Here is a 22,978-nt window from a genome sequence, read left to right as displayed (position 1 = left end):
GGCCTTCGCTTCGACCGTGTGGATCTAGCTCAGGTTCACCTTCGAGTTCTATGTTGAGCCCATGAAGCGACTCGCGACGTCAGGCCAGTTGGTTGGATGGACAATCGCCTTGCTCGGGGCTGCTGGTGCCGCCGCGTTCCTGGTGCACTGGAGCTCGTGCCTCGGTGGCCTGAACGAGGGTTGCTACAGCGCCACACAGTCAGACTTCACGTGGATCGCCACAACGATCGTCTGGGCCGTCGCCTTCCCGCTCGTGATATTCGGCGCCTTCGTACTCTCGCCAGGACGACCCGTCACGCTGATTGGTGTTGGGCTCCTCATGGTCATCAACCCCCTCACCGACCCTGGAGCGTTCTTTCTCCCGTGGGATGTCGCGGACACCTTGCCCTTTACCGGCGTCGCCACGTCGCTAGCTGCTGTGACTGCAGGTGTCCTCCTGGCCGGATCTTCCTACCGAGCCCGTCGGCCCGATCACAGCCGAGTCGGGAAGCCAGCGCCCGCTGACGTCGCCTACTGACCTTCGATCGGACTTGGGTCGTCCCGTTAGGGGATCGTTCACCGGTCGCGTATCCAGCTACGGGCAGCGGTAGGTCTTCGCGAAGTCGGTTGCCGTGAACTGCCTTCCCTCGGTCATAGAGGTCAGTGACGGGCAGATGTCGTTGTTGTGCGCCGCCGCTACGAAGGGGGTCGCTGCTTGTGGGACGCAGCCGTAGTCCTGGTCGGGCTGGTCGAGGATTCGCAGCTGACCTGTCTCCCCGGCGGCGAGGTGAAGATCGGACCAGGAGCAGGACCAGGTGAGTGAGGCTCCGGTGTCGTTGGTGATGCTGACGTAGTGGGAAGGGCCATGCACTCCGAACAGCAGATCACCCACCCACAGAACCGCGGCCGCCACGACGGCTAGAGCTCCCAGCGCGATCGACAGTCTCACCAACCGTCGTTGGCGGGGTGGTGTCTGCCGGTCCGGCGAGAGTCTGCTCGGGTCCCAACTGTCCAGGCGTTCAACCACGGCGTATCCACCCCTCGGCGCGACGTGAAGCGGCCTCGACCGCCGCCGAGCTCGTTACCTTGAGTTCTCCCACGGGAGAAAAGTAGGCGTGACGCGGCTCTCACCACGAGGAGCTACCGACTCGCGACCGAGAGTGTCCTGTAAGGGGATCGATCCGCGGGACGCTTTCAGCGGACTGCTCGGAGGGGCTACTGCTCGTCTTTCCGGGCTGCTCGGCCGACGAAGTGCACGGACCGTCGAGCGTCGACGAGTTCGCGCTTCTCGAAGTGGCGAACGACGAAGGCTCCTGCGACGAACGAGTAGCCGATGCCCTCCGCGATTCGTGTGAGGACCGGGATGGTGCTGATGATCTGTTCGACGGTGGGTGATCCGTTGGCTTGGTAGGGGGCGATCCAGAACGGCACGATCGTGCCGAAGACGATGCCCAGGAGAATCCCGGCGACACCGATCCAGAACATGGAAGTGGACGAAAGTGCTCTGAGCATGGGATCCCCGGAATGTTCGGTGGGCGAGTCGAGAGGCGCCGCTGTCGGACGCGCCGTCCTCGCTCACGGCTGATCGGTCTGGTTACAGGCGCAGGTTGAGCGCGGCGAGGACGGTGACGAGGCCGGCCGCGACGACGACGACCGTCAGTGCAACGCGCCCCGCCGTACGGCGGAGAAGGCCGGTCATCGTGGCGGCGTCCGCCACGCGAGTCGCGATCACGAGGTCAGGAACGCCGGCCGGCGGTTGCGGTGGCGTCGTGGAGTCGTCTTCGCTGGCCGGGACGCTCACGGTCTGCTGAGCCGGCTCGATCCGATCGGGCAGCTTCTTGAAGCGGCCATCATTCGATTCGCCCACAGCGACCTCCCCAGCGGTCGCCGCATCGCGACCCTCCTTCGTGACTGTAGCCGTGCAACTCCATTGCGTCAGCGTGAGCGCGTAGCGGCCTGGAGCTGGAGACTGCTGCGGCGCACGTCTCCTCTCCACTCCTCGAGCGTCCACTGATCGGGTCCCGTAGAGGAACCTGCTGCTTCCCGAGCGCGCTGCTCGCTGCCATAGATTCCAACGACGTCGGTGGCGTCTGCCCAGAGGGCTGTCCTGAGGAGGAGGTAGTGCTCACCGTCACTGCTGTTCTTCACGCCTCGGATCCTCGTCGGTTCCGACGTCGTTCGGTCACCGTGGCGCGAGGTATCACAGTGCTGGCGCGCGTCCCGTATCGGGATCGACCACCGGACGCCCTGCTCCTTCGTCGAGAGACGGAGGATGACCGGTTGATCGTTGACGTTTTGCACCGCGGCTAGTGCGCCACGGCGGTCCAGTTCGTACGCTCAGCACATGACTGTTCCGGGGAACGCGCGGAGTCGACGTCGGCAGCTCCTGATGTGGGTTCTGGCTTCGCTGGTGGTGTTTGCGCTGGTGACTCTTGTTGTCGCCTTCGTGGCAACCCAGCTCAACGCTGCTGCTTTCGCCAGACGCCCGGAGATCGAGAACTGGGCTGACCCGAGCAGGGGAACATACACGCTCGGGCTCGGATGGGGCTTGGTCGCCGCCGCAGTCACCGTCGCGGTCGGCGTCACCGTCGATCGTCTGCGGTTGCGCAACGCAAGGTAGAACGGCGTCCCATATGGGGATCGTCGTCCGGACGGTAAAACTACCCACTGCTATCCAGCGTCCGGTAGGGGGTCGTCAACCGGTCGCACGCGAGTTGCGTGCGCCGCCGCGGCGTGGCGCGGGCGGGGCCGTCTCGTTAGACCTGTCCGGTGGTGATTCCGCTGAGGGGGCGTGAAACGGGGCAGGGAAGGCCGAGCGCCAGGCCGGCTTGTCTATCCCGGGTTGGGTGGTTGCGGGGCTGTGTCGTTGAGGCGGCGATAGTAGGCGACGTCGAGCGCGCTGAGGTGGGTGAGGAGGCGTCCGGCGCGGTCGTGCATGGTCATGGAGCCGTCGTGGAGGCTCGCGATGGCGCCGACGCGGTGCAGCATCAGCACTGTGTCGAGGCGTTCGGCGTAGTGCAGTTCCAGGAAATACACCAGCGGCGGATTGCCGGCCCGGCCTGGGGTGAAAAGGGCGGTGGGCTGGTGTCGGGTGACGCCGGTGTCGCGGTTGAGCTCGCGGAAGATGTACCGCTCGCGCAGCCACGGCCCACCGAGGATCATCGCGACGAGGACGACGACCCCGGTGATGACGAAGGGGTTGAGAAGAACGGCGAGGTCGTTGCCGGTCATCATCCGAGCATGTCCCGGGGGCGGTCGCGGTCCTCGGCTGCTTCGGTGTCCGCGGCCAGCTGCGCGACTCGCGCTTCGATGTAGACGGTGCGCATCGTGGCGTCATGGTCGAGTTGCAGGACTTGCAGGAGGCGGTGCAGTTGTACGGTGCCGGCCGAGGTTTTGCCGGTCAGGATGCGTCGGACGGTGCGCGGTCGGAGCCGTGCGAACACGGCTACCTTCTGTGCGCTCCAGCCCTGCGCCTGCACGGCTGTGGTCAGTACCGTGCCGAGCGCGGTGTCAAAGTGCTGGGGCGCCAACCCGATGAAGTCCACTCAGCCAGGCTAGCCATGCGATTCGTACGCGAACGTGGGTTCAGAGGACGGGTGGTGGCGACCCGTCCGGTGGGGAGCCAGGTGGCGGGGCGTCTAACGAAGCAGTTGGAGCCGCTCGTCAGGTTCGGTCGTTCGTCGTTTCGTCGTCGCCTGTTCGGTCTGGCGAGTTGGGGGTGCGGAGGGGCCAGGCGGGCCACCAGCCGTTGTCGAGTTGGCGCAGGGTCGTGGTGGCGTGTTCGAGGTCGTCGGTGGTGAGGTCTCTGTCGGGGGCGCCACTGCTGCCGGTGTAGCCGCTGCCGTCAACGGCGTGGAGCTGGGTGTGCAGCCACCGGCGACTTCCGAGGGGGTACGTCTCGCGGAAGCCGCCCGCGGCGATGGAAAGGACGGCTTCTTCGAGGCGGTCGGCGGCGGTTTCTGCTGATTCGTCGCAGGCATCGCAGGAGCAGTTCGGCAGGGTGGCGCGGAAGAAGACGCCTGCTTCCACTTGGACTGATTCGTCGGTTGCAGTGACGGTGATCGGGGTTCCGGCGCGAGGCTGCAACCGGATCTGCTGTGTCCCGTCGTGGTCGAGGTGGCGGACGTCGACGGAGTACCAGCGGTGGAGGTAGTCGGCCAGGGCGTCGACGTCATGGCGTAGGGGTGCGAAGCGTTCTGGGTGGGAGACGCGGGAGTACGCGTCGTCAGGTGGGTGGTGGTCGGGCCAGCGCTGCCCGTATTCGATGACGTGGCCGTTGTCGTCGCGGAACTCGATGGGAGGGAAGGCGGCGCGTTGGAACGGAACCGGTGGAACCGTGAACGGCGGTGGAGTGACATCGTGAGCGAGCGCGGTGATTTCGCGGTCGTCGAGGTCTTCTTGATCCCAGGTGGACAGCATCTCGAGGAACGGTTCCCGCTGCTCGGGACGCTGCACCATGGTTCGCACGAGGGCGGCGACCGGAATGGAGCGGACGTTCGTCCCGATTTCCGGCTCGTTGGTGACTCGCCAGGTCGCCGCGGGATGCACCACCGCGATCACGTTCCCGACGAACCGGGCTGCGGCGTCGGCAATCTCTGGCGTCGTCAAGGCGGTCGGATGCTTGGCCAGGAAGAGCCACACTCCCGACACGTCACCAGCAAGGCTCTCTGGGTCCACGCCATGGCGTTGCAGGAACTGAACGAAGAGATCGAAGCCGTCGACAAACCGCACAGGAGTCGGAAGCTCTGTTGCGGGCCGGAACGTCGCAATCGCGGACGAACCCAATTCCGGCATCGACCCGATCTCGCCAGGGAACATCTGTGTTGTCATCAGCTTCCTCCCGCGCCATGAACGACTCCGACAGTGCTCACCATGTCAGCGCCCCGTCACTCTTCAGACGCTTGTAGCGCCGATGTCGAGGCGCGAAGGTAGGCGTACACCGTCTCCCGGCTGATGCCATATTTCTTTGCCAACGTCGTCTTCGGCACGCCGGCACCAGCCCGCTCGCGCAGCTCCGCGACCTGCGCGAGGGTAAGCGAGCGGGCGCGGCCTCGGTAGACGCCGCGCTGCTTGGCCAAAGCGATGCCCTCGCGTTGACGCTCCCGAATGAGTTCGCGTTCGAACTCTGCGAACGCGCCCATCATGTTCAGCAGCAGGTTCGCCATCGCGCTGTCCTCACCAGTGAAGGTGAGCTGTTCCTTGACGAACTCGACCCGGACCTTCTTGTCCGTCAGTCGGCGCACGAGCCGGCGGAGGTCTTCTAGGTTCCTTGCGAGCCGGTCCATCGAGTGCACGAGCACCGTGTCTCCGTCGCGGACGAACCCGATCATCTCTTCGAGCTGCGGACGGTTCACGTCCTTGCCGGAGGCCTTGTCCTCGAACACCCGATCCAGCGTCAGGCCGTCGAGCTGGCGCACCGTGCTCTGATCCAACGTGCTCACCCGCACGTACCCGACCCTCTGACCCGACATGCCGCCTCCGACCCCTACTTGTCCAGTTGAAGTCTAAGAGCCGCAGGGGCAAGTGTCAGACAAGGTCCGACACGGCCCTATTCGGACGCGCTTCGGCCATGGTGCCTGACGTCCGGTTGGGGTGTACCTCAGCTAGACGGAGCCCCCGTCACCCTCCGGTGCGGTCGCTCGCAGTGCGTGGCGGGCGCTGCTTCGCGCCTGGGTGGGAGGTGGGCGCTACGTGGCCGCTTCCTCCATTTCGGTGATGGGAGCCGTATGAGTGGCAGCGTGGAGGGTGTTCAAGGGAAGCAAGAAGAGACGAAGGAGTACATCATGCGCACCGGCACGAGCAACGAATTCGACACCAGCTCGGCCAACCGTCAGAACCACCCGGGACACGGCTTCCGCCGGTCCCGCATCGCTGCGGGCCTGCTCGCAGCATCACTCACCGTCGCAGTCCCGATCGTGGGCGCCGCGCCGGCCTTCGCGGACACCACAACTCAGACAACCACCGCCGTCGCTGACTCCGGCCGCGCCACTGGCGTTACCGAGGGAGCGAACAGCGGCGCTGCCGGTCAGTGCACATGGGGTGCGAAGGAAAAGTTCTTCGAGGCGACCGGGCTGCGTCCCGCCATCTACGGCAACGCCCTCGACTGGGACACCAGCGCCGCCGCGAACGGCTGGACTACCGTCCTGGATGCTCAGGCTCGCAGCATCGTCGTCTTCGAGCCCGGCGTGCAGGGGGCGGACCCCACCTACGGTCACGTCGCCTGGGTCGATTCCGTCGAGCAGCGCGCTGACGGCCTCTACATCAACATCACCGAGATGAACGGTGCCGCCGGACCTGGCGTCTACAACACGCGAACTGTGCAGGACGTCGTGGGCATGTCCTACATCCTGGCTCCGTAGGGTCACCGCAAGAGGCGCTCCGCGTCCGCGAGTGTGAAGGCGGGTGACCCATGGGCCGCCCGCCTTCACCCTGTCCGCGTACCTTCGGCCTCCCGATCGGTAGGCGTCGCTTGCACCGTAGAACGATGCGACGACTCGAACTCGGAGCGGATGGCAGGCGGCCTCAATCACTCACTGACGTCGCGATCGCTGTCCTTCGCGCTCTCCTAGGACGGTTCCTGGACTTTGGGACGGTTGATCGTGTCACCGTTCCACGACAGGTCGGAGTCCTCATCGACGGGGAAGGCCTCGAATCGGCCGTCAGTGAGGATCGCGCTTACGAGCGTGTGCGAGCCGGCGACGATGGTGGAGTCCCAGTCGATCTCGGTGGCGAGCACCCAGGCGTGATCTTCAGGCCAGAGTAGTTGCGGCGCTTCCTCGCCGCGGAGGCCAATCTCGGGACCCCATCCGGGTTCGGCAAGCTCCGCCATGCTCGTGGCGGCCAGTATGTAGTCGTATCGGTCAATGCTGACCGGCCTGCCGAGGAGGTTCTGGCCGGTCCCACCGACCCAGTACGCCGCGAGCGCATCGCCGGGCGTAGTGGTCGCCGAACTGAGGATGGGTGCGAGGGCGGCGAGTACTTGCGGATCGAGTCGTCCGACGTCACTTGTGCCGCCGCGCGGCTCGTCCCTGCCTAGGAGCCGTTCCCACTGGACGAGCGGGTGCATGACCTTGCCGGCAGTAGCAGCAACGTCCGCCCACCGCTGGCGTTCCCAAATGTCATCGCCGTCAGGTCGAGGGTGAAGGACACGGGCGTACGCCTCGAACCCGTATCCGGCGACCGAGCCGACTCGTGCCCAGCTTCGCTCTCGCTGCATGCGCAGCCCAAGCCATTCGGCCCGCTCGACATCATCTGTGATCTCCATGGCCATGACCCTGGCAGGCCGGCACGGCCACGCCAAGACGAGTCGTGGTCGACCTGACGCCGATCGGACGCCACGCCATCGAGCTGATGAACCGAGCTTGGCATCGTGGCGCGGCTGAGGGCGCGCCGTTCGGGTCGGCGCACCCCCGCCGGCGGGCTTGGCGCTCTCGCGTCACAAGCCAAAGATCGGCGGTCCAGGTCCCCGCTCAATCCATGCGGAATCATACACATCGGTTCCTGAGTGATCTGCCGAGCATCAGCCAAACGGGGGAGGGCGATGGGGATAGTGCGTGATGGTTGGTCGTTCAGGTCTGGTATCTCTGGTGAGCCGGGGTCGGGAGGACCTGTCGGCGGAGGGGAAGCGGTGGGGGCGTACGACGAGGCGGAGGATCTTCCTTCACCGCCGCGGCACCATCGTGGCGTCACCGTGGTCCTACTCGTTCTGCTGACGTCGGTGCTGGCCGGCGTCGTCGCTGTCTTCATGTTTGCGGTCGGGTCGCTCGATGACTCGACGTCGGGAGCGGTGCCGCCGTCGGGGAGTGGCCAGGAGCTGGTGTACGAGCTCGTGCCCGTGTTGAACGATGATCCGGCGATCGCGAAGCTTCTTCCCGCGAACACCGAGTCAGACAGTGCAGGCTTGCGCGATGCGTGCGGGGCGCTCGCGGACCGCGATTCGGAGTTCACGATCATCGACGGCGCGACACCTGCCACGTTTCGGGTCGCCCTGGACGCGGCCGCAGACGCGCCGGAGCCGCAGACTTGCTGGATTGGGTTCCGCTGGGTCAAGGACGAAGGCTGGCGCGCTTCCGCGATCCGTCACTGACCACAGCTGAGCGTGGACCACCGTCGGCGTCACGGCTTGTAGGGGGACCAGTCCTGTGAGGGAAGTTCGCGCAGCTCCTCGTTCACCCAGACGCGCCAGCACGTGTCGGTGCGCTCCTGAAAAGCGCCGCTGATGGTCTCGTGCGACCAGCCGTCACGCGATTGGATCCAGCGGACGAGCCAGACCATTTGACCGGCCAACGGCTCAGTGTTGCGCGACATGTGCTCATCATCCTGGACGTCTGCCCGCGCAACGTGTGCTCGTCAGTAGTGGAGCTGTGTGCTCCATCCGTCTCGGCCGCGACCGGTCCACTGGGTGTAGTACAGGCCGCGCTTGTTCAAGAACGGCCCCACGTAATCCAGGCCCGCCGGCCGGTCAGAGCTGGCGCGAACGAAGAAGTTCTCGGGGCCGAAAAGCGGAAGCCCGGTCTCGGCCAACGTGGTGCCGGTCCCGTCGAGAATCGTGAGGCGCCACTGGTCCTCGACGTACTCGACTGTCGCCATCTCGGCGGAGCTGAAGTCGATCATGCGCGGAGCATAACCACCGCACGTTACGCCTGGTGTCGTTTCGCTCGGGTGCGGCTTCTTCCCCTGGGAAGCGGCCCGACCCGGCATCCCCCGACGCGGGGCCGGGCCGCTACTCCCGGCTCAGGGGCCGAGCCGCATCCGAGCCGGGAGCACTGGGGCCGGAGCGAACGGCACTCCGTACATGCCCGACCATAGGTGCCGACTGTGCCCACGGGAGGAGGGTTGACGGCCCTGAGCAGCAGCCGGCGAGTGGTGCTCTCGGCCGCGCTGTGTGACGCGGCCGAGAGCAGAGCGACACCGACGACCCCTCGTCGGTCTGCCGCGCGCGGCGTCGAGGTCCCCACTTCTCAACCGCACCGCCACTTTAGACACGAAGTGCCGAGACGGTGAGCGTGAGCGGAGCGAGTCGAGCAACTCCTGTCAGCGCCGCTCGGCATCCTGACGGCTGGCCGCGCTTCGCTTGCGCAGCTCGCTGACTACCGACTTTGAGGCTGCCAGAAGGGCGCGCTCGTCTTGCGCGTCGGCATCGACTGGGACGACGACGAACGCGCTGTTGGCGTTCACCGTCATCCGTACTTCCATGACCTGCCCATCCACGCGCAGCGCGGGAATAGCGATCGACTCGGAGTGTCCGCCGGCGGCGATCGAACCGACGAAGGCGAGGAGGGCCGTGCACACGTCGTCGGTGGACGTGAACGTCGCGGAAGCTCTCATCCGTCGTCATCACCTACGCGATGTAGCGCTCCGGTGAGCGTCCGGCAGGGGCCGCTGATCGGAACTCTTCCCGAGGGGAGCATTCTCTGAGGCCATCCATCCGATAAGCGGCGCGATGCCGGAGGCGGGTGGCCGTCAGGAGTGCCCCGGAGGGGTATCCCGGAGGGACGCGCAGCGCTCTTGACGGTCGGCCGGCGCAGGCAAGAGTGAAGCGTCGGATGGACGGCCGGACCGCAGCCTGCGCGCACGTCGCGGGAAGGCAGAAGCCCCCGCGAGCGTGACTGCTCGAGCGGGGGCTTGCTACTCGACGAGGGCGGTCGTCGTGCGCGATCGACCTACTCGTTCGGCCACGACGCCAGAGCGTCATGGGGGACGATTGTCGGCACTCCGTCGACGGTCTGGATCGTCGTGCCGGGCTCTCCGAGTCCGGCGGCGTGCGCGATCGCCGCGAGGACCAGTCGCGTGTGTTCGAGGTCGAGCCCGGCGACGTCCTCGCGGAGGTCGACAGGGACACCCTGACCGAGCGACGACGCGATCCGCGCGACGCGCTGTTCGCCTCCGCTGAGCGCTCCGATTTCGTAGCCGAGGCGGTCGAAGTCGATTGCGCTCGTGTGCCAGGCGTTGTCGGTCTTCACCCACGGTGCTCCGGCGTACACGAGGCCCGATCGGATCAGCAGTTCGACGGCGGCCGTGAGCGGGTTGGCCCCCTCCGCCCAGGCGCGGACCTGGCCGTGGAGCGCGGCGGAGTCGTTGTCGGTCATGCAGCGTTCTCGATGGACGCGGAGCTGTCGCTCTCGGTCGAATCGGCGGGAATTCCCTCCGCCGACGTTGTGCGTCGCGCGCGGGTGACGCGAGCGCGAGTCTGCTCGGGTCGCGGCACTCCTGCTGCGCGGAGTTCCTTCTCCGACCATCCGGCGGCGAGGGCGTCCGCCCACGCCTTGCTGTGTCGGTTCTGCGCGTCGCTGAGGGTGGCGCGTGCGGTGTCGGTGTCGTTGGCTGCGGAGACGATCGTGCGGACCGCCTCGACGCGCTTCTCGACGCTCTGTTCGAGCAGTCGGCGGGCGGCGTCGGCGGCGTCGTCAGGGTTCCTCGTGTGGTCGCTCATGCGGAAAGGCTAGCCGCCGCCGCCGCCGTCATGCGGAAGGCGCGGACTCAAGCGTCTCGGGTTCGGCTTCGCCAGCCGAGACGCTCGGGTGTCCTTCGGACCCGAGTTACACCCAAGTCGCGCTCGGTGCGAAGATGGTTTGTGGAGCAAGCTATAGGTTTACCCGTGGTAAACCGCTTGCGCCCCTTCCGCTGCGCGGCCGGGTCGGCGCATACTGGTCGTATGGTCCCCGCCTGGGGGCGGGTTCGCTGCGCTGGGCCGGAAGGACGGTGAGGGTCGTGTCGGAGTCGTCACGAGAGGGTCGGTTGTTCGGCCGGCGCCGCCGCGCGAACGTGCCGGGTGTCGCTGCGCGGTCGAAGCGGTACGAGGTGTCGGTCACGCCCGAGGAGGACGCGCACCTGCGCGCCCGTGCCGAGGTGCTGGAAGTGACGGTGCCGCGGCTGCTGTTCGAGTCCGCGATGAACGCCCAGGTGCGCACGGACACGGAGTGGCGGTTGGTGGTTGCTGAGCTGTTCCGGGCGTCGAAGCTGTTGCAGAAGACGTCGGACAACATGAACCAGCTCGCGCGGTTCGCGAACAGCACGGGCCAGTTCCCGGCCGAGGCTGTTGAGGCTGCGGAGGAGTACCGGCGGGTGCGACGCCTGATCGAGGCGACGGCAGACCGGCTCGGTGGACGGTGAGAACGAACATCACGCGCGGCACGCGCATGCGTGGACTGATGGGCTACCTCGTTGGTCCCGGCAAGACGAACGAGCACGAGGAGCAGCACCTGATCGCGGGGGATTCCGCGATCATGGCTGAGTACGGGCATGAGGTTCTGGATGGCGCTGCGGCTGCGGCGATCGCTGCGGATCTGGACCGACCGCGGGAGCTGTTCGGCGTCGAGGTGACGCGCAACAAGGTGCGCACCGACGAGAACGGCGAGGCGGTTCGGGACTCGGCCGGCGCGATCGTGAAGGATCGCGTGGCGGCTGATGTGTGGCATTGCTCGCTGTCGCTGGCGGCCGAGGAGGGCCAGCTCACAGACGAGCAGTGGGGCCGAATCTCGACCGACTTCGTGCAGCGGATGGGCTTCGCGGGCGAGGACATCGGCAAGGCCGATTGCCGCTGGGTCGCGGTGCGTCACGGGCTGTCGAAGAACGGCAACGACCACGTACACATCGCCGTGTCGCTGGTGCGCGAGGACGGCACGAAAGCGTCGGTGCACAAGGACTACGAGCGGTCGCAGACGATCAGCCGTGAGCTGGAGCGCGAGTACGGGTTGCAGGTCTACCAGGCGCCGGAGCGCGAGTTCCCGGAGCGCGGTGTGCGGCCGGGAGCGCGTGAGTCCGCTGCACGTCGCGGGCACGTCGAGCCGGACATGCAGCGCCTCGAGCGCGCCGTACGCGCGGCCTCGTCCGCGTCCCAGGATGAGAGCGAGTTCGTTCGTCGTCTGCGTCAGGGCGGGGTGCTGGTGCGCCCTCGATTCGCGACGGGTCGTGACGATGTGATCGCCGGCTATTCGGTGGCGCTGCGGCCGACGAACGGCGAGAAGGCGATCTGGCACGGCGGCGGCCGGCTCGCTCGCGACCTGACCTTGCCGGAGCTGCGGAAGGGCTGGCCGGACCAGCCGGAGTCCGCGTCGGATGCGGCATCCGAATGGCGCGCGACAGCCAAGAATCCCTGGCAGTACACGCCGGTCAACCCTGGCCGGGAGACGGCGGAGCCGGCCCCCGAGCTGTTCGAGGCGTACGCCGCGGACATGGACCGGCTGCACGACTACATCAGGTCCGTGGACCCCTCCGACAGGGCCACGTGGGCGCACGTTGCGCGCGAGACGGCCGGCGCCTACGCGGCGTGGTCCCGGCGCATGGAGCCCACCCCGGGACCGCTCGCGGACGCTGCGCGATCGCTCGCCCGCTCGGCGCACCTGCGGGCGCACGAGACGCGCCCGCGGCCCGCGATGATGCCCTCGACGGCGGCGTACTCCGCATTGATCATGGCCGCGGCGGGGAATAAGAAGAATGCAGCCGCGGAGCTGCTGCTGCTGAACCAGTTCGCGCGCTTGACGCACGCGGTCGCGTCGGCTCATAAGGCAGCCGGTGATGCGCGACGGATGCGCGAGCTGTCGCAGACGTTGCGGGGTCAGTTGTCCGCTGTTCGCGACGGCTACCAGGTCGTCGTGAAGGCCGAGAAGGTCGCGGAGAACGAGCGGGCCTGGCAGGCGCTCCCGGAGGAGCTCAAAGACGTTCGCCGGCTGTCCCAGACCAACTTCGGGTCGGGCAGTCCCGTACCCACGAAGCTCACCAAGGCTGACCGGGAGCGCGAGGAAGCGATGCTCGCGGACCGCGCCCGACAGTCTCGGCAGGGACCTGACCAGGACCGCGGCGACCGTGGCCGATAGACGATTCACCAAGGCAAGGGGAGGAAGTCATGAGTGACGACGACGAGGTAGGCCAGGAGGTCGGTCAGAACGTCCGGATCGCGTTGACCATCGCGATGCAGATGGGCGAGAAGTTCGCCCGGCTGCGCGAGGAGCTGGCTCGCGACGCGCAGGCACGCTCCGCCGCGCAGGCGCGCGAGCTGTCGGCCCGTTTCGACGCCGAGCGCGGCGCTGCACGCGCGACGTTGCAGGTCGTGGACCGGCCCGACTGGTGGGAGAAGGCGAGCATCCAAGACATCTCGAAGGTCGCGGAGACGGCGCAGGCGTGGAAGAACCACGACCCGATCGCGGAGCGCGCGTCGGCCGTCGTTCAGCGCGAAGTGTTCGAGCGCTACGGCGTCGACACCGCCGTGCTGCGCGACGCCGCCGGTCAGGCGAAGTCGGAGCTGGACCGGGCGAAGGAATGGGCCACCAACTCCGCGCCGGAGCACTACCACCGCCACGACGACGACCGTCTCACCATGGACATACGCGGCCGCGCAGAGCCGGACGTGAACGCGGAGCGCGCTCTGATCACCGACTACCGCGCGGCGCTCGCGGGCGACGCCGGCACCCTCGAACTCTCCGCGGCCGAGGAATGGAAGCGCGACACCGACCCGGCCGGGTTCCAGGACTACCGCGTGCAGACGTCGATCGACTGGAACGACGGAGAGTTCCGCACCGCGGACCCCGCGGCCGTCGCTGCTGCACGAGCCGCGCTGGTCGAGGAGTGGAAGGACACGGTAGCTCCCGAGCGTGCTCGAGCGGGAGCGGAGGTTACGGAGGCACAACTACTGATCGCGGAAGCCGACCGCCTCGACCGCGCGAACGACGCCCGCAACCAGGAGGCCGCTCGAGAAACCCCCGGTGCGTCCGACGTCGACAACGGGCGCGCGGAGATGGCTGCGCAGCTCGAAGCGCGCGCGAGCGACTACGACCGCGACGCGGCCGCCGGTGGCACCGCCAACGCGACTCCTGACGAGCTGCGCGAGCTGGCCTCCGACGCGCGCGCTCAGGCACAGCTCTTCCGCGACGACGCCCCCGCAGAGCGCCAGGAGGCCGCACAGGGCACCGGAGGCCCGTCCACGGAGTCGGCGCCGCCCGCGACGGATCCGCGCGCGTCAGCGTCGCGTGAGGCCGGAGAGATCGCTTACGACAGTGCCGAGCGTCGACAGTCGACCATTCAGGCGATGGAAGCCAAGGGAGTCCCCCCGCACGTCATCGAGGCGCGGATGAGCGCCGACAGCGCGCACGCCACCCCGCCCAGCGCCGCGGTGACGTCGAAGGCTCCGATGAGCACCGTCCCTCAGACGCGGCGCGGTCGTGGCCAGGGGCAGGGCGCCGATCGCGCGGACCTGAGCCGCTAGCCGGAGCGTCGAGAACGAAGAAGGGGAGCACCGGACGGTGCTCCCCTTCTTACGTCCTCAGAGCGCCTCTCAGGCGTTTTCTCTGGATGGGCGCTGCGTGTACAGCGGCGGTTGTAGATCGGACGGGAAAGTGCCTTCTACCGGCGCCGTGTAAGGCAGCGGTTCACCGATCCGGTTCTCGTCCGTCGAGTCAGCGAATGGGCCGTCCGCAGAGAGAAGGACGCTCATGTGTGGGTCGCAGTGGTTGATCCACCACGCGCTCATCCCGGCCTTCGGGTCGGCGCGTGCGGCCTCCCACGCCCGCCACAGCGCCTCGATGCGCTGCTGCGCTTCCTTGGCCTCCCACCAGGCTGCTTTCCACCGCAGACCGGCACCGGAGCCCTGCGCCATTACTCGGCGCCGGTAGGTGCCGATGAGCTGCTTGCGCACGAACTCATCCGCCGACCCGAAATGCGTCGTGGGCTCTTCGCTCTCCGGGGCACTCGTCGCCTCGTCGGCCGCTGACGCGGGCGCGGCCTCGTCGTCCACGCCCCCGTAGAAGTCATCGCTCATGAGCCCGTCACCGGCGTGAAGCCGTGTCCCTGCTCCGGGGCCGGCGGCGGCGTCGGTGTCGGCGCTGCGCCCGGTCGGTGGTTCGCGATGGAGGCGTTGATCGCGGCCACGAGCGGCTTGGGGCCGTCGAACCACGGCACCGTGCGCAGGATCGCGGCACGCGAGCCCGAGGACATCAGGATCGCCCGCCCGATCTTGCGCCCCTTCTTGGGAGTGGGGAGGTTCGCGAGCTCCGCGACGTCGAGGATCAGTTCGCGCTTCAACGCGCTCGTGGTCGAGCGCACGCCCTTGTTCATGCTCGCGGAGGTCGTCTCGCGATCGTAGGTGCCGATCAGCTCTGACACCATCCGCAGAAACCCCGTCTCCGAGATTCCGCCGGCGTAGATCTTCGCGTTCGCGGCCGACCACAGCTTGTCCATGCCCTCCTTCCCGAACACGCTCACGCCCTGCGACCAGGACTGGAACACCGACATGATCGGGATCCCCCGGGAGCCGTAGTGGCTGTAGAGGTCGGGCAGGTCGCGCCAGCGGCAGACGTTCGCCGCCTCATCGAGGACGCCGAGCATCGGGGTCTGCATCCGGCCGCCGGGCGACACCGCGGCCAGCTCCTCCGCGGCTTCGACGGTCGCGGCGGTGAGGGCGAGGACGAGGGGGCCGGCGCTGCCGGCACCCTCCTTGGACAGGCTGTAGAGCGTCCCGGTGGAGCGGACGAAGGCGCCGGGATTGAACTCCGGCCGGGTGTCGTTCTCGCCGGTGCGGTTCACCCACTGGCGGGTCCCGGAGTCCTTCAAGCAGGACGCCATGCGCCGGGCAGTGGAGTACACCGATCCGCGCTCCCGGTGCTCCAACCGCGTCGCGCCCTGCAAGCTCTTGGCCATCAGCGGGAAATAGCTCGAGGCCAGGATGTCTCCGGCCGTCTCGTCGCCGGGTTTCGTCGTCCACTCGTAGACGTCCGTGATCGGGCGGCCATCGAGGGCCGCGGCGAGCAGGAAGCCTGCCAGCAGCTCGCGACCGGACGGCTCGAAGTGCGCATCCGAGCGGGCGCCGACCTCGCTGGATCCGGACGCGAAGTGCTGCGCGAGCTTCGCTGCCTTGGTGTCGTCGGTGACGTAGGAGAGGGGGTTCCACCACCACGACGGCGGCTCGACCGCGACGCGCTGCGGGTCGAACACCCACACCTGCCCCCGTGCTGCGCGGAGGTCGCGGGTCGCGTCGAGCACGTCGCGCTTGTTCGAGGTCGTGACCACGGACCCGGGAGCGTTGACGATCGCGGGGATGACGAACGACGTCGACTTGCCTACGCGGGGGCCGGCGAGCAGCAGCACCATGTCCTCGAACGAGGCGTAGATAGGTCGACCGTCGCTGAGGAGGTCACCCAGAGGGACGCCGAACGAGTCGGTCACGCCCAGTCGGGCCGACTTCTCCTTCGCCTCCTTGCCGCGCATGTGGCTCATTTCCGCGGAGGTGGCGGTGTGGCGGGCGGTCCAGTCGATCGGGGTCCGGTTCTTCTTCCCGCCGTTCTTCGCGATCAGGAACAGGGTGCCGAAGAAGACGACCACGGCGCCGATCCCGGCGACGATGAGGGTCGCGGTGCCCGGCCAGACGAGTCGGCCGCGGAACACGTCGACCACGACGGAGAAGAAGTTCGACGGGTCGGTGTCCATGTCGGGATTCACACCGTCGACCTGGGACCCGACGCGGACCGCGATGTAGATGGCCAGGGCGATGATCAGGACACCGCCGGCCGCGAACGCGACCCCGAAGCCGTTACTGGCCTTCCCGGGCTCTTTCCGGCGGTTGTTCGTGAGGCTCATGGTGCAACTCCTTCGGTCGGTGCTGGGCTGGTGAGAGTGGTCTGGGCGGGGATCGCGTGCTGCACCTGCGCGGTGAACGCGAGGGTGGCGGCCGTGGCCACGAGGACCGCGACGGCCAGGAGCCCGGCGACCGCGCCGACCTGGCCGAGCGGACCCCGCAGCAGCGCACCCCCGGCGCGGGCGGCGATCACGACATCGCCCGCTCGAGCAACGGAACAGATGCCGGCAGGAACCTGCGCGGCTCGCATCGCTCATAGATCGGCCCGTCGTAGGGGGCCGTCGTGTCGTCGCTGGTCGCCTGCCGGCTGGTGCCCCAGGTGAGGACGGCCTGGCCGTTGTCGACGTACTCGACCGGCAGGTCCGTCATGTGGTCGGTGTGCGGGAGCGTCGTCGTCATCGAGCAGCCCCAGAGGTAGCCGTCGTAGACGACCGTCGACGTGCAGCTCATGCGATCACCCGGTCCCACTGGTCCCAGGCGACGAAGCCCGCCATGAGGGCGACCCCGGTCCAGCAGCCCGTGAGCAGAAACCGGTCGCGCTCCGCCGCCCCCTGACGGCGGGCGGCGATCACGCTGACGATCGCGGCGCCGGCCGCGCCGAGCGCGACGCAGCTCGCGCCGAGGGCGACGAGGACGCTCACGGCAGAATCTCCACCATGACCGGATCGGTCGCCAGGGGCTCGTTCGCGCGGCCTGCGCGGCTCGTGGTGTGCCAGAGCTTGTTGGTGTCGTTGACGTCCTTCTCCGCTGCGGTCAGGTGGACGCGGACGGGGATGCCGGGACGGCCGCCCACCTTGATCAGGAACAGGCCACGGCCGGGCGGGTCCGCTTCCTTCCCGGAGACGCCATCCCAGGCCGGCGGGTCCTGCCAGCTCGTGAGCATCTCCTGCTCCTTCGCGGACAGCGGCACCGCCGACGTGAGCAGAGGCATCTCCGCACCGGGAAGGCCGCCGCAGATGACCATGCCGGAGCGCTCCACAAAGCCGCGGGCCTTCATCCGGTCCTCTTCGCTGGAAAGCGCGAGGAGGTCGGACATGGTGTGGCTGATCATCGCCAGGCCGACACCGCGGGCACGGTTGAGGCGGGTGAGCGCGTCGACGCGATCGACCATGCCCTTGCCCGCGCGCAGAGCCCGCCACAGCTCGTCCAGGATCACGAAGTAGTGCCGGCGGGGCTCGATCCCCGCATCGGCCAGCGCCGCGGCGACGTTGACCGTCCCGAACCCCGCGGACCAGCACGCGAGGAGGATCGCCGCCTGGAGGTCGCCTTCGGAGTCATCGATCGAGGACACGTCGTAGACCACCGGCCGATCCCGCCGCATCGGGGTCGTCGTCTGGCGGGAGAAGATCTCGCCCAGCCGGCCACCGGAGGTGAGGCCGATGAGCGACGCTTCGAGGTTCTCGGTGATTTCCTTGTACCGCTTGAGGTCGTTGCGGTCGAGCGCGACCTGTCGAATCTCGTCCGGCGCGGCCTGGATCACGGCGAGCAGGTCCGCGAGGACGGGGATGCCCTCGTGGTGCTCGTCCAGGTACTTCAACGCCCGGTCGATGATCGTCTCCTCCCGGTCCGTGGGCGGCTGAGAGCGGAGGATCGTCAGGAGCGCTGCGATCATCGTGTGCCGGCGGCCGTGAGCGTCCGCGAGGACCTGAGCGGCGAGGCGCTGCGCTTTCACCGCACGCAGGTGCAGCTCCTTGGAGTCGCCGCCGCGGGCGTCGAGCTCCGCGGCTTGCTCCAGCGCCTGGTCGGCGTCGTCTCGGAGGCGCTTTGCCGCGCTGGTCGCCTCGCCGGGGTCGAGGATGTTGAGGTAGCCGCGGTCGCGGCCGAGGGTGATGACCTGTCCTTCCATCGCGCGGATGAGGTCCACGTAGTCGGGCTTCAGATCCCCGAGGACCAGCGGGATGGTGCCGTACCCGGCGAGCCCGGTCGCCATGCGGCGGGTCAGCGAGGACTTCCCGAGACCCGGCTTGCCGAGGACGAACATCGACGGGTTGGAGATGAGCTGCGCCCGCTGGAACCAGCTAATCGGGTCGCACAACACGGAGGCCCCGGTGGTGAGGTTCTTGCCCAGCGGTACGCCGATCATGGGCGTGCCGGTGCCGACCGAGAATGGGTACAGGCCGCACACCTGCACAGTCGTCGCGCGGAATTCATCGGCGGGCTGGATCGAGACGACCTGTCCGCCGCCGCGGCCGAGCCATCCCGTCGACGTCGGCCGCATCGGTCGCTTCGGCGCCGATTCCTTCTCGGTCTTCTGCTTCCCGCCCTGGTGCGGGATCGCCCGCTTTTTCCGCGACCGCTTGGACGGCGTCTCGCGGGCGAGCGGCGAGGCCGCGGCGCGGGCCGCGGCACTCTCCTCCTGCACCTTCCGAGCGCGGCGAGACCCGGCCCGGCTGTCCGCCGTTGCTGACGCGGCAGCGTCAGTCGACGGGGAGCCGACCGCGCCCGTGGGCGTGGCCGAGTCGGGGGCGTCGACGTCGCCGGCCTCTTCGCTCTGGTCGACGTCGACGGCGCCGGTGGGCAGCTCGTCCCCGTCGACGTCGGCGGGGACGTCGACGGGCTCGGTGTCGCGGTGGCGGGAGAAGAACTTGGTGGTGCTGCTCACTGGGGGCCTCCAAGAAGGGTCGGAACGGCGACAAAGACGGGTGAGGGCTGAGGGTTAACCCGGGACGGCACCGGACGTGTGTCCAGTGCCGTCCTGGTGGTGGCGGGGTGCGTCACAGGATTTCCCGCATCTCGTTGGGAATGCGCAGGTGCCGAGGCAGGACCAGCCCCAGCGGGAGCGCGGCGGCGAAGGCGGAGTCCTGCGAGCCGAACGCCGGCCGCATCCGCAGGCGGGCGGCCGAGGTGAGGGAGTCGATCGCGGCGCGCGCTTCGGGCTCCTGACCACGCTGCAGCGTGGTCGCGGTGACGATCAGGCCGAAGTTCATCAGCCCGGCGCCGGAGGCTTCCTCCGCGGCCGTGGCCTGCGCCGAGCGGGTCGAGAGCGTCGAGCGGGCCGTGGGCTTGGTGGACGCGGAGGAGTTGAACTGGGCGGCGTTCAGGTCCGCCTCCACGAGCGCTGCGGCGCGGGCGGGATCGATGGGCCGGTAGAGCAGGGTGACGCGCTTACGGGCGATGTCACGGTGCGGCGCGAGCAGGCGAGCGAGGATGTTCGACTGGACGACGCCGCGCGGGGGCGCGGTCATGGTCCACGACGTCGACACCGCTCCGTCGTGACGGTAGGAGTCCCAGTGCGCTTCGGCACCCGCAGGGCCGACGTCGGTCCAGGACAGGTCCGCCGTCTCGCCCTCTGCGCGCGCCTGATCGATCAGGAGCGCCGCGGCGGGGTCGTACGCGGTGCGGATGACTTCGCACAACTCCTGCGCGCTCAGGGGCCGCGCCGCGCCCGCCCCCGTCGCCGCGAGAGAAGACGTCAGGCCGGGGATGCGGGCGGAGAGGTCCGCGGCGACCTCCTTGGCATTGCGGCGCTTCCCGTTGATCCGCGCGGTCGCCGTGAACGTGAGCGCGATGTAGGCGTGGATCGTGGCCGACCCGACCGGGTAGGTCTCAACGACCTCCTGGAGCATCGCTCGCGCGAACAGCGGCGCGTCCGGGTCCATCGACCCCTCGACCTCACCGCGCAAGCGCGTGCCCGTGTCGGGCGCCGTCTCGACGGTGACCGACGCGGCTTCGATGCCGGGCTCGTCTCCGAGGTTGGCGAGCCAGATGCCGTATTCCGCGACCTGGTTGTTGATCTGCTCCTGATCCACCAGCGCGGCGCCGTCCGGCTCCGTCGCCAGCACGACGGTGAAGTGCTTCGTCATCGGGGTGCTGATCAGAGCGAACCGGCGACCGTGGGAGTCCTCGTGCTCGGTGAGCTGCGAGGGCGCGGCCAGGCCTGGGAGCTGGAAGGTGCCCCACTTCGCGCGGCCGATCGGGCCGGAGCGGTAGATGTTTGCTCCCTTGCTCTTGGTACGCCACCAGTTCACGCGGACCACCATCCTTCCGAGGGCGCTCTGCCCGTGCTTGTCCTTGACCGAGACGGTCAGGAGGATGCCGCCGAAGATGGCGGCGACGATGAGTGCGGGACCTAGGCCGGAGAACATGGACGCGATGATCGAGGCGACGATGCCCACGAACATCACGAGGGTGGCGAGCTGTCCCAGCCCGCCGAGGCCGGCGGTCTGAGGCTTTCGCCAGTTGCCGTAGGTGCGGGCCTTGATCGGATCGGTTGCTGTGCTGGTCATGGGTTAGCTCCCGCTCTCGTTGCTGCCGGTCGCCTCGTCGGTGCCGGCCTTCACGGCCTGCGCGGCGTGCTTCGCGCCCTCCGCGGCCTTCGTTGCGACGGCGATACCGGCGCCGATCGATCCGGCCGCGGCCGCGGCGCCGCTCGCGGCTGCCCCGGCCCCGGCGCCGCTCGACGCAGCGGCTCCCGCGCCGCTGGTCGCCGCGCTTCCGGCACCAGCACCTGCGCCGCTGCCGGCCGTCGACGCCGACCCAGACGGGTCAGCGGCCGGCGACGACGTCGGCGAGCCCGGCGTCGACGTGCTGCCGGACGGTCCGTCCGTGGACGAACTGTTGCCGCCTCCACCGCCGCCGTTCCCGCCGCCGCCGCCTCCGTTGCTGCTCGCGCGGATCGCACCCGTCGCGACGTCACCAGCGGCCGAGACTGCCGCAGCGCCCAGGAGCAGACCTGCCGCGCCTCCGCCGCCGACCGAGGAGACGGCCGGGACGAGGAAGCGCATCAGCGCAGGCAGAGCCACGAGAGCGATGAGCATCAGGGCCAGGCCGGTGACGATCTGGAAGAGCCCGGTGCCGTCCGACTTGAACAGGTCGGTGCCGGTCATCCGGAAGGCGATCGCGTAGACGATCGCCGCGGCGGGCTTGTAGAGGATGAAGGCGATAGTCCAGGCCATCGCCTTCTTGAACCACTGCCGACCCATCTCGGTGTTCGTGAACGACGCGGCGAGCGGGAAGATGCCGGCGAGGACGACGAGCATCGCGCCGCGGAACACCATCAGCGCGATCTGCACGTAGGTCATGAACACGGCGAGCATGCCCAGCAGGAAGAGACCGATCAGGCCGATGCCGGAGGTCGCAGTGAGGCTGATCATCGCGAAGACGTTGGTGCCGAAGCAGTTGCTCTCGCCCTGCTGGGACACGTCGCAGTCGGTCGAGTTGTTGAGGATCCAGATCGAGAACGCATCGCCCGCCTGGGTCGCCAGGCGGATGACGACCAGCCCTGCGCCGGCCACGGCGATCAGAGTCAGCACGGAGCCGGCGAGCTCGCGCAGCGGCATCGCGCGTTGCGTCCACACCATCCGGGCGGCGGCGACGAGGATCGCGAGGATCGCGAGTCCGCCGGTGTACCACTGCAACTGCCCCTGCACCCAGCCGACGACGCTCGAGGACTCGTTCAGGTGCATCGCCAGCGGCAGGAACCCGGTCACGAGCGCCGACGCGGAGGAGAGGAGCAGTACGGCCAAGAGGATGACGCCGATGCGGCCCATGTGAGCTTCACCGTCGCCGTGCCGGCGACGGCTCGCCATCATCACGCCAGCAACGATCAGGGACATGACTGCCAGGCCCGCAGAGACCCACGTCACGTAGCCGAGAATCGTCTCGAACGCCTCCGGCAGCGGCGGAGTGCCGCCACCGTTGACGCCGCCGCCCTGGTCCACGACCGTGACCGGGGAGGGGACGTTCATCCAGACGGTACCGAGAGAGGCGATGGCCTTGCCGTAGCCCTCCAAGATGTTGTTGACGAACTGCTGCAAGGCATCGTTCGACGCCTTCGAGACGACGTTGCCGACAGCGACGCCGGTCCAGCAGGGAACGTCGATGGGGAGGCATGCCTCTCCACCGCCGGTTGTGGCGGTTGCGATCACTGGACACCCGCCCAGACGATGTAGCCGCCGAGGTTCTGCAGCGTGGTGGGGCGGAAGGGCGGCTGTCCTTCGTCGGTGACGACGAGCTTCCAGTCGCCGTCGATCCACTTCACCGCGGACGGGAAGCTGATCAGCGAGCCCGTGTTCAGCTCGAATGCGGTGTCGATCGTTGCGTTCTCTCCGTCGTAGGACAGCACCTTGAATCCCGCGATCTGCACGCTGGTGCCGGTGTTGCTCTGCTGCGTGTCGGCGGCGATAGCGGCATCGCGGCCGGGTCCCGGTGCCGTGAGCTGCTCCACTGCGAGCGGCGCGAGTCGAGCATCCGAGCCCATCGCCCACAGGTTCGAGACAGCGAAGAGAGCGCCTTCGACGGTGTGCGCGTAGCAGGTGCGTACCCCGTCACTGTCGGTCTCCCCGGGGCCGGCCTCAGCGGAGCTGGGAGCGGCCATGGTGCCGACGATGGTCCACTCCGTCGTCGGCGGTGCGGTGAGGGTGCCGCTCTCCTCGTAGCCGGAGAGTCCGCACACGCTTTCGGCGTCGGCCGAGACGGTGGAGGTCGGGGTGGGGG

Annotated in this window: 29 protein-coding genes; 7 read left to right on the top strand and 22 right to left on the bottom strand. The window is 68.4% G+C overall.

Annotated elements, in window-relative coordinates:
- Positions 1-61: 61 nt before the first annotated feature.
- Positions 62-517 (top strand): hypothetical protein, encoded by a 456-nt coding sequence (locus tag C5C29_RS15595; protein WP_104224249.1) that lies wholly within the window; start codon positions 62-64, stop codon positions 515-517.
- Between the two features lie 57 nt (positions 518-574).
- Here the strand turns inward: C5C29_RS15595 and C5C29_RS15590 are convergent, their stop codons facing one another.
- The 3 genes from C5C29_RS15590 to C5C29_RS15580 all read right to left on the bottom strand — a co-directional run bounded on the left by C5C29_RS15590 (position 575) and on the right by C5C29_RS15580 (position 1,846).
- Positions 575-850 (bottom strand): hypothetical protein, encoded by a 276-nt coding sequence (locus C5C29_RS15590; protein WP_146078503.1) that lies wholly within the window; start codon positions 848-850, stop codon positions 575-577.
- A gap of 344 nt (positions 851-1,194) precedes the next feature.
- Entirely contained in the window at positions 1,195-1,464 is a 270-nt protein-coding gene (locus C5C29_RS15585) for a hypothetical protein (protein WP_104224259.1), read from the bottom strand.
- 109 nt (positions 1,465-1,573) lie between these two features.
- Entirely contained in the window at positions 1,574-1,846 is a 273-nt protein-coding gene (locus tag C5C29_RS15580) for a hypothetical protein (RefSeq protein ID WP_104227086.1), read from the bottom strand.
- Between the two features lie 477 nt (positions 1,847-2,323).
- Between C5C29_RS15580 and C5C29_RS15575 the strand changes: the two genes are divergently transcribed.
- Positions 2,324-2,599: a hypothetical protein gene (locus tag C5C29_RS15575; RefSeq protein ID WP_146078850.1), complete on the top strand. Its 276-nt coding sequence runs from the start codon at positions 2,324-2,326 to the stop codon at positions 2,597-2,599.
- A 212-nt stretch (positions 2,600-2,811) separates the two neighbouring features.
- Here C5C29_RS15575 and C5C29_RS15570 read toward each other — a convergent pair whose 3' ends face one another.
- The 4 genes from C5C29_RS15570 to C5C29_RS15555 all read right to left on the bottom strand — a co-directional run bounded on the left by C5C29_RS15570 (position 2,812) and on the right by C5C29_RS15555 (position 5,450).
- The gene (locus tag C5C29_RS15570) at positions 2,812-3,210 is read right to left on the bottom strand and encodes a hypothetical protein (RefSeq protein ID WP_104227088.1); all 399 of its coding nucleotides are present in this window, start codon (positions 3,208-3,210) and stop codon (positions 2,812-2,814) included.
- Positions 3,210-3,524, bottom strand: a complete 315-nt coding sequence (locus C5C29_RS15565) for a helix-turn-helix domain-containing protein (RefSeq protein WP_104227089.1) — start codon at positions 3,522-3,524, stop codon at positions 3,210-3,212. Before C5C29_RS15565 ends, C5C29_RS15570 begins: the two co-directional genes overlap by 1 nt.
- Before the next feature lie 118 nt (positions 3,525-3,642).
- Positions 3,643-4,809, bottom strand: coding sequence for a DUF6226 family protein (locus tag C5C29_RS15560; protein WP_104227090.1), 1,167 nt, complete (start codon positions 4,807-4,809; stop codon positions 3,643-3,645).
- A 56-nt stretch (positions 4,810-4,865) separates the two neighbouring features.
- Positions 4,866-5,450: a recombinase family protein gene (locus C5C29_RS15555; RefSeq protein ID WP_104227091.1), complete on the bottom strand. Its 585-nt coding sequence runs from the start codon at positions 5,448-5,450 to the stop codon at positions 4,866-4,868.
- A 312-nt stretch (positions 5,451-5,762) separates the two neighbouring features.
- Here C5C29_RS15555 and C5C29_RS15550 point away from each other — a divergent pair, with 312 nt between their 5' ends.
- Positions 5,763-6,338 carry a CHAP domain-containing protein gene (locus tag C5C29_RS15550; protein WP_219813788.1) on the top strand — a complete coding sequence of 192 codons (576 nt, stop codon included), beginning with the start codon at positions 5,763-5,765 and terminating at the stop codon, positions 6,336-6,338.
- Positions 6,339-6,544: 206 nt separating this feature from the next.
- Here C5C29_RS15550 and C5C29_RS15545 read toward each other — a convergent pair whose 3' ends face one another.
- Positions 6,545-7,243 carry a hypothetical protein gene (locus tag C5C29_RS15545; RefSeq protein WP_146078502.1) on the bottom strand — a complete coding sequence of 233 codons (699 nt, stop codon included), beginning with the start codon at positions 7,241-7,243 and terminating at the stop codon, positions 6,545-6,547.
- A gap of 363 nt (positions 7,244-7,606) precedes the next feature.
- Here C5C29_RS15545 and C5C29_RS15540 point away from each other — a divergent pair, with 363 nt between their 5' ends.
- The gene (locus C5C29_RS15540; RefSeq protein ID WP_104227094.1) at positions 7,607-8,065 is read left to right on the top strand and encodes a hypothetical protein; all 459 of its coding nucleotides are present in this window, start codon (positions 7,607-7,609) and stop codon (positions 8,063-8,065) included.
- A 29-nt stretch (positions 8,066-8,094) separates the two neighbouring features.
- Here C5C29_RS15540 and C5C29_RS15535 read toward each other — a convergent pair whose 3' ends face one another.
- The 5 genes from C5C29_RS15535 to C5C29_RS15515 all read right to left on the bottom strand — a co-directional run bounded on the left by C5C29_RS15535 (position 8,095) and on the right by C5C29_RS15515 (position 10,411).
- A complete protein-coding gene (locus C5C29_RS15535; protein ID WP_104227095.1) occupies positions 8,095-8,286 on the bottom strand; it encodes a hypothetical protein in 192 nt (63 codons plus the stop codon).
- Positions 8,287-8,328: 42 nt separating this feature from the next.
- Positions 8,329-8,592, bottom strand: a complete 264-nt coding sequence (locus C5C29_RS15530) for a hypothetical protein (protein ID WP_104227096.1) — start codon at positions 8,590-8,592, stop codon at positions 8,329-8,331.
- Positions 8,593-9,012: 420 nt separating this feature from the next.
- The gene (locus C5C29_RS15525) at positions 9,013-9,306 is read right to left on the bottom strand and encodes a hypothetical protein (RefSeq protein WP_104227097.1); all 294 of its coding nucleotides are present in this window, start codon (positions 9,304-9,306) and stop codon (positions 9,013-9,015) included.
- Between the two features lie 335 nt (positions 9,307-9,641).
- Positions 9,642-10,067, bottom strand: coding sequence for a hypothetical protein (locus C5C29_RS15520; protein ID WP_104263457.1), 426 nt, complete (start codon positions 10,065-10,067; stop codon positions 9,642-9,644).
- The gene (locus C5C29_RS15515; RefSeq protein ID WP_104263456.1) at positions 10,064-10,411 is read right to left on the bottom strand and encodes a hypothetical protein; all 348 of its coding nucleotides are present in this window, start codon (positions 10,409-10,411) and stop codon (positions 10,064-10,066) included. Before C5C29_RS15515 ends, C5C29_RS15520 begins: the two co-directional genes overlap by 4 nt.
- 368 nt (positions 10,412-10,779) lie before the next feature.
- Here C5C29_RS15515 and C5C29_RS15510 point away from each other — a divergent pair, with 368 nt between their 5' ends.
- The 3 genes from C5C29_RS15510 to C5C29_RS15500 are packed head-to-tail and all read left to right on the top strand — an operon-like array spanning position 10,780 to position 14,179.
- Positions 10,780-11,091, top strand: a complete 312-nt coding sequence (locus tag C5C29_RS15510; protein ID WP_236553717.1) for a plasmid mobilization relaxosome protein MobC — start codon at positions 10,780-10,782, stop codon at positions 11,089-11,091.
- Entirely contained in the window at positions 11,088-12,794 is a 1,707-nt protein-coding gene (locus tag C5C29_RS15505; protein ID WP_104263455.1) for a relaxase/mobilization nuclease domain-containing protein, read from the top strand. The genes C5C29_RS15510 and C5C29_RS15505 overlap by 4 nt, the downstream gene beginning before the upstream one ends.
- A gap of 29 nt (positions 12,795-12,823) precedes the next feature.
- Positions 12,824-14,179 carry a hypothetical protein gene (locus tag C5C29_RS15500; protein WP_104263454.1) on the top strand — a complete coding sequence of 452 codons (1,356 nt, stop codon included), beginning with the start codon at positions 12,824-12,826 and terminating at the stop codon, positions 14,177-14,179.
- Positions 14,180-14,248: 69 nt separating this feature from the next.
- On the opposite strand, the gene C5C29_RS15495 is transcribed toward C5C29_RS15500, so the two are convergent.
- From C5C29_RS15495 to C5C29_RS15450, 9 genes are all read right to left on the bottom strand, one after another.
- Positions 14,249-14,731 carry a DUF4913 domain-containing protein gene (locus C5C29_RS15495; RefSeq protein WP_104308534.1) on the bottom strand — a complete coding sequence of 161 codons (483 nt, stop codon included), beginning with the start codon at positions 14,729-14,731 and terminating at the stop codon, positions 14,249-14,251.
- Positions 14,728-16,545, bottom strand: a complete 1,818-nt coding sequence (locus C5C29_RS15490; protein ID WP_104308533.1) for a type IV secretory system conjugative DNA transfer family protein — start codon at positions 16,543-16,545, stop codon at positions 14,728-14,730. The genes C5C29_RS15495 and C5C29_RS15490 overlap by 4 nt, the downstream gene beginning before the upstream one ends.
- Entirely contained in the window at positions 16,542-16,736 is a 195-nt protein-coding gene (locus C5C29_RS15485) for a hypothetical protein (RefSeq protein ID WP_104263451.1), read from the bottom strand. Before C5C29_RS15485 ends, C5C29_RS15490 begins: the two co-directional genes overlap by 4 nt.
- Complete coding sequence (locus C5C29_RS15480) at positions 16,733-16,993, bottom strand: hypothetical protein (protein ID WP_104263450.1); 261 nt, start codon at positions 16,991-16,993, stop codon at positions 16,733-16,735. Before C5C29_RS15480 ends, C5C29_RS15485 begins: the two co-directional genes overlap by 4 nt.
- Positions 16,990-17,184 carry a hypothetical protein gene (locus C5C29_RS15475; RefSeq protein ID WP_104263449.1) on the bottom strand — a complete coding sequence of 65 codons (195 nt, stop codon included), beginning with the start codon at positions 17,182-17,184 and terminating at the stop codon, positions 16,990-16,992. The genes C5C29_RS15480 and C5C29_RS15475 overlap by 4 nt, the downstream gene beginning before the upstream one ends.
- The gene (locus C5C29_RS15470; protein ID WP_219812664.1) at positions 17,181-18,761 is read right to left on the bottom strand and encodes an ATP/GTP-binding protein; all 1,581 of its coding nucleotides are present in this window, start codon (positions 18,759-18,761) and stop codon (positions 17,181-17,183) included. Before C5C29_RS15470 ends, C5C29_RS15475 begins: the two co-directional genes overlap by 4 nt.
- A 496-nt stretch (positions 18,762-19,257) precedes the next feature.
- Complete coding sequence (locus C5C29_RS15460) at positions 19,258-20,769, bottom strand: SCO6880 family protein (RefSeq protein ID WP_181072914.1); 1,512 nt, start codon at positions 20,767-20,769, stop codon at positions 19,258-19,260.
- Positions 20,770-20,772: 3 nt separating this feature from the next.
- Positions 20,773-22,299, bottom strand: coding sequence for a hypothetical protein (locus C5C29_RS15455; RefSeq protein ID WP_104227107.1), 1,527 nt, complete (start codon positions 22,297-22,299; stop codon positions 20,773-20,775).
- A gap of 107 nt (positions 22,300-22,406) precedes the next feature.
- Positions 22,407-22,978 (bottom strand): hypothetical protein (locus C5C29_RS15450; RefSeq protein ID WP_104308532.1); only part of this gene is annotated, 572 nt, incomplete at its 5' end.

It is taken from the genome of Rathayibacter sp. AY1H2 (genome assembly GCF_002931985.1).
In the GTDB taxonomy this organism is placed as follows: domain Bacteria; phylum Actinomycetota; class Actinomycetes; order Actinomycetales; family Microbacteriaceae; genus Rathayibacter.
This window is presented reverse-complemented; position numbering and strand designations above follow the sequence as displayed.

What these genes read in the sequence shown, in the direction of transcription:
- C5C29_RS15570 (WP_104227088.1), bottom strand. Translation starts at nt 3,210, where the DNA reads ATGACCGGCAACGACCTCGCCGTTCTTCTCAACCCCTTCGTCATCACC.
- C5C29_RS15515 (WP_104263456.1), bottom strand. Translation starts at nt 10,411, where the DNA reads ATGAGCGACCACACGAGGAACCCTGACGACGCCGCCGACGCCGCCCGC.
- C5C29_RS15530 (WP_104227096.1), bottom strand. Translation starts at nt 8,592, where the DNA reads ATGATCGACTTCAGCTCCGCCGAGATGGCGACAGTCGAGTACGTCGAG.
- C5C29_RS15535 (WP_104227095.1), bottom strand. Translation starts at nt 8,286, where the DNA reads ATGTCGCGCAACACTGAGCCGTTGGCCGGTCAAATGGTCTGGCTCGTC.
- C5C29_RS15500 (WP_104263454.1), top strand. Translation starts at nt 12,824, where the DNA reads ATGAGTGACGACGACGAGGTAGGCCAGGAGGTCGGTCAGAACGTCCGG.
- C5C29_RS15490 (WP_104308533.1), bottom strand. Translation starts at nt 16,545, where the DNA reads ATGAGCCTCACGAACAACCGCCGGAAAGAGCCCGGGAAGGCCAGTAAC.
- C5C29_RS15480 (WP_104263450.1), bottom strand. Translation starts at nt 16,993, where the DNA reads ATGAGCTGCACGTCGACGGTCGTCTACGACGGCTACCTCTGGGGCTGC.
- C5C29_RS15550 (WP_219813788.1), top strand. Translation starts at nt 5,763, where the DNA reads ATGCGCACCGGCACGAGCAACGAATTCGACACCAGCTCGGCCAACCGT.
- C5C29_RS15560 (WP_104227090.1), bottom strand. Translation starts at nt 4,809, where the DNA reads ATGACAACACAGATGTTCCCTGGCGAGATCGGGTCGATGCCGGAATTG.
- C5C29_RS15525 (WP_104227097.1), bottom strand. Translation starts at nt 9,306, where the DNA reads ATGAGAGCTTCCGCGACGTTCACGTCCACCGACGACGTGTGCACGGCC.
- C5C29_RS15470 (WP_219812664.1), bottom strand. Translation starts at nt 18,761, where the DNA reads ATGCGGCCGACGTCGACGGGATGGCTCGGCCGCGGCGGCGGACAGGTC.
- C5C29_RS15520 (WP_104263457.1), bottom strand. Translation starts at nt 10,067, where the DNA reads ATGACCGACAACGACTCCGCCGCGCTCCACGGCCAGGTCCGCGCCTGG.
- C5C29_RS15595 (WP_104224249.1), top strand. Translation starts at nt 62, where the DNA reads ATGAAGCGACTCGCGACGTCAGGCCAGTTGGTTGGATGGACAATCGCC.
- C5C29_RS15555 (WP_104227091.1), bottom strand. Translation starts at nt 5,450, where the DNA reads ATGTCGGGTCAGAGGGTCGGGTACGTGCGGGTGAGCACGTTGGATCAG.
- C5C29_RS15460 (WP_181072914.1), bottom strand. Translation starts at nt 20,769, where the DNA reads ATGACCAGCACAGCAACCGATCCGATCAAGGCCCGCACCTACGGCAAC.
- C5C29_RS15575 (WP_146078850.1), top strand. Translation starts at nt 2,324, where the DNA reads ATGACTGTTCCGGGGAACGCGCGGAGTCGACGTCGGCAGCTCCTGATG.
- C5C29_RS15585 (WP_104224259.1), bottom strand. Translation starts at nt 1,464, where the DNA reads ATGTTCTGGATCGGTGTCGCCGGGATTCTCCTGGGCATCGTCTTCGGC.
- C5C29_RS15495 (WP_104308534.1), bottom strand. Translation starts at nt 14,731, where the DNA reads ATGAGCGATGACTTCTACGGGGGCGTGGACGACGAGGCCGCGCCCGCG.
- C5C29_RS15545 (WP_146078502.1), bottom strand. Translation starts at nt 7,243, where the DNA reads ATGGAGATCACAGATGATGTCGAGCGGGCCGAATGGCTTGGGCTGCGC.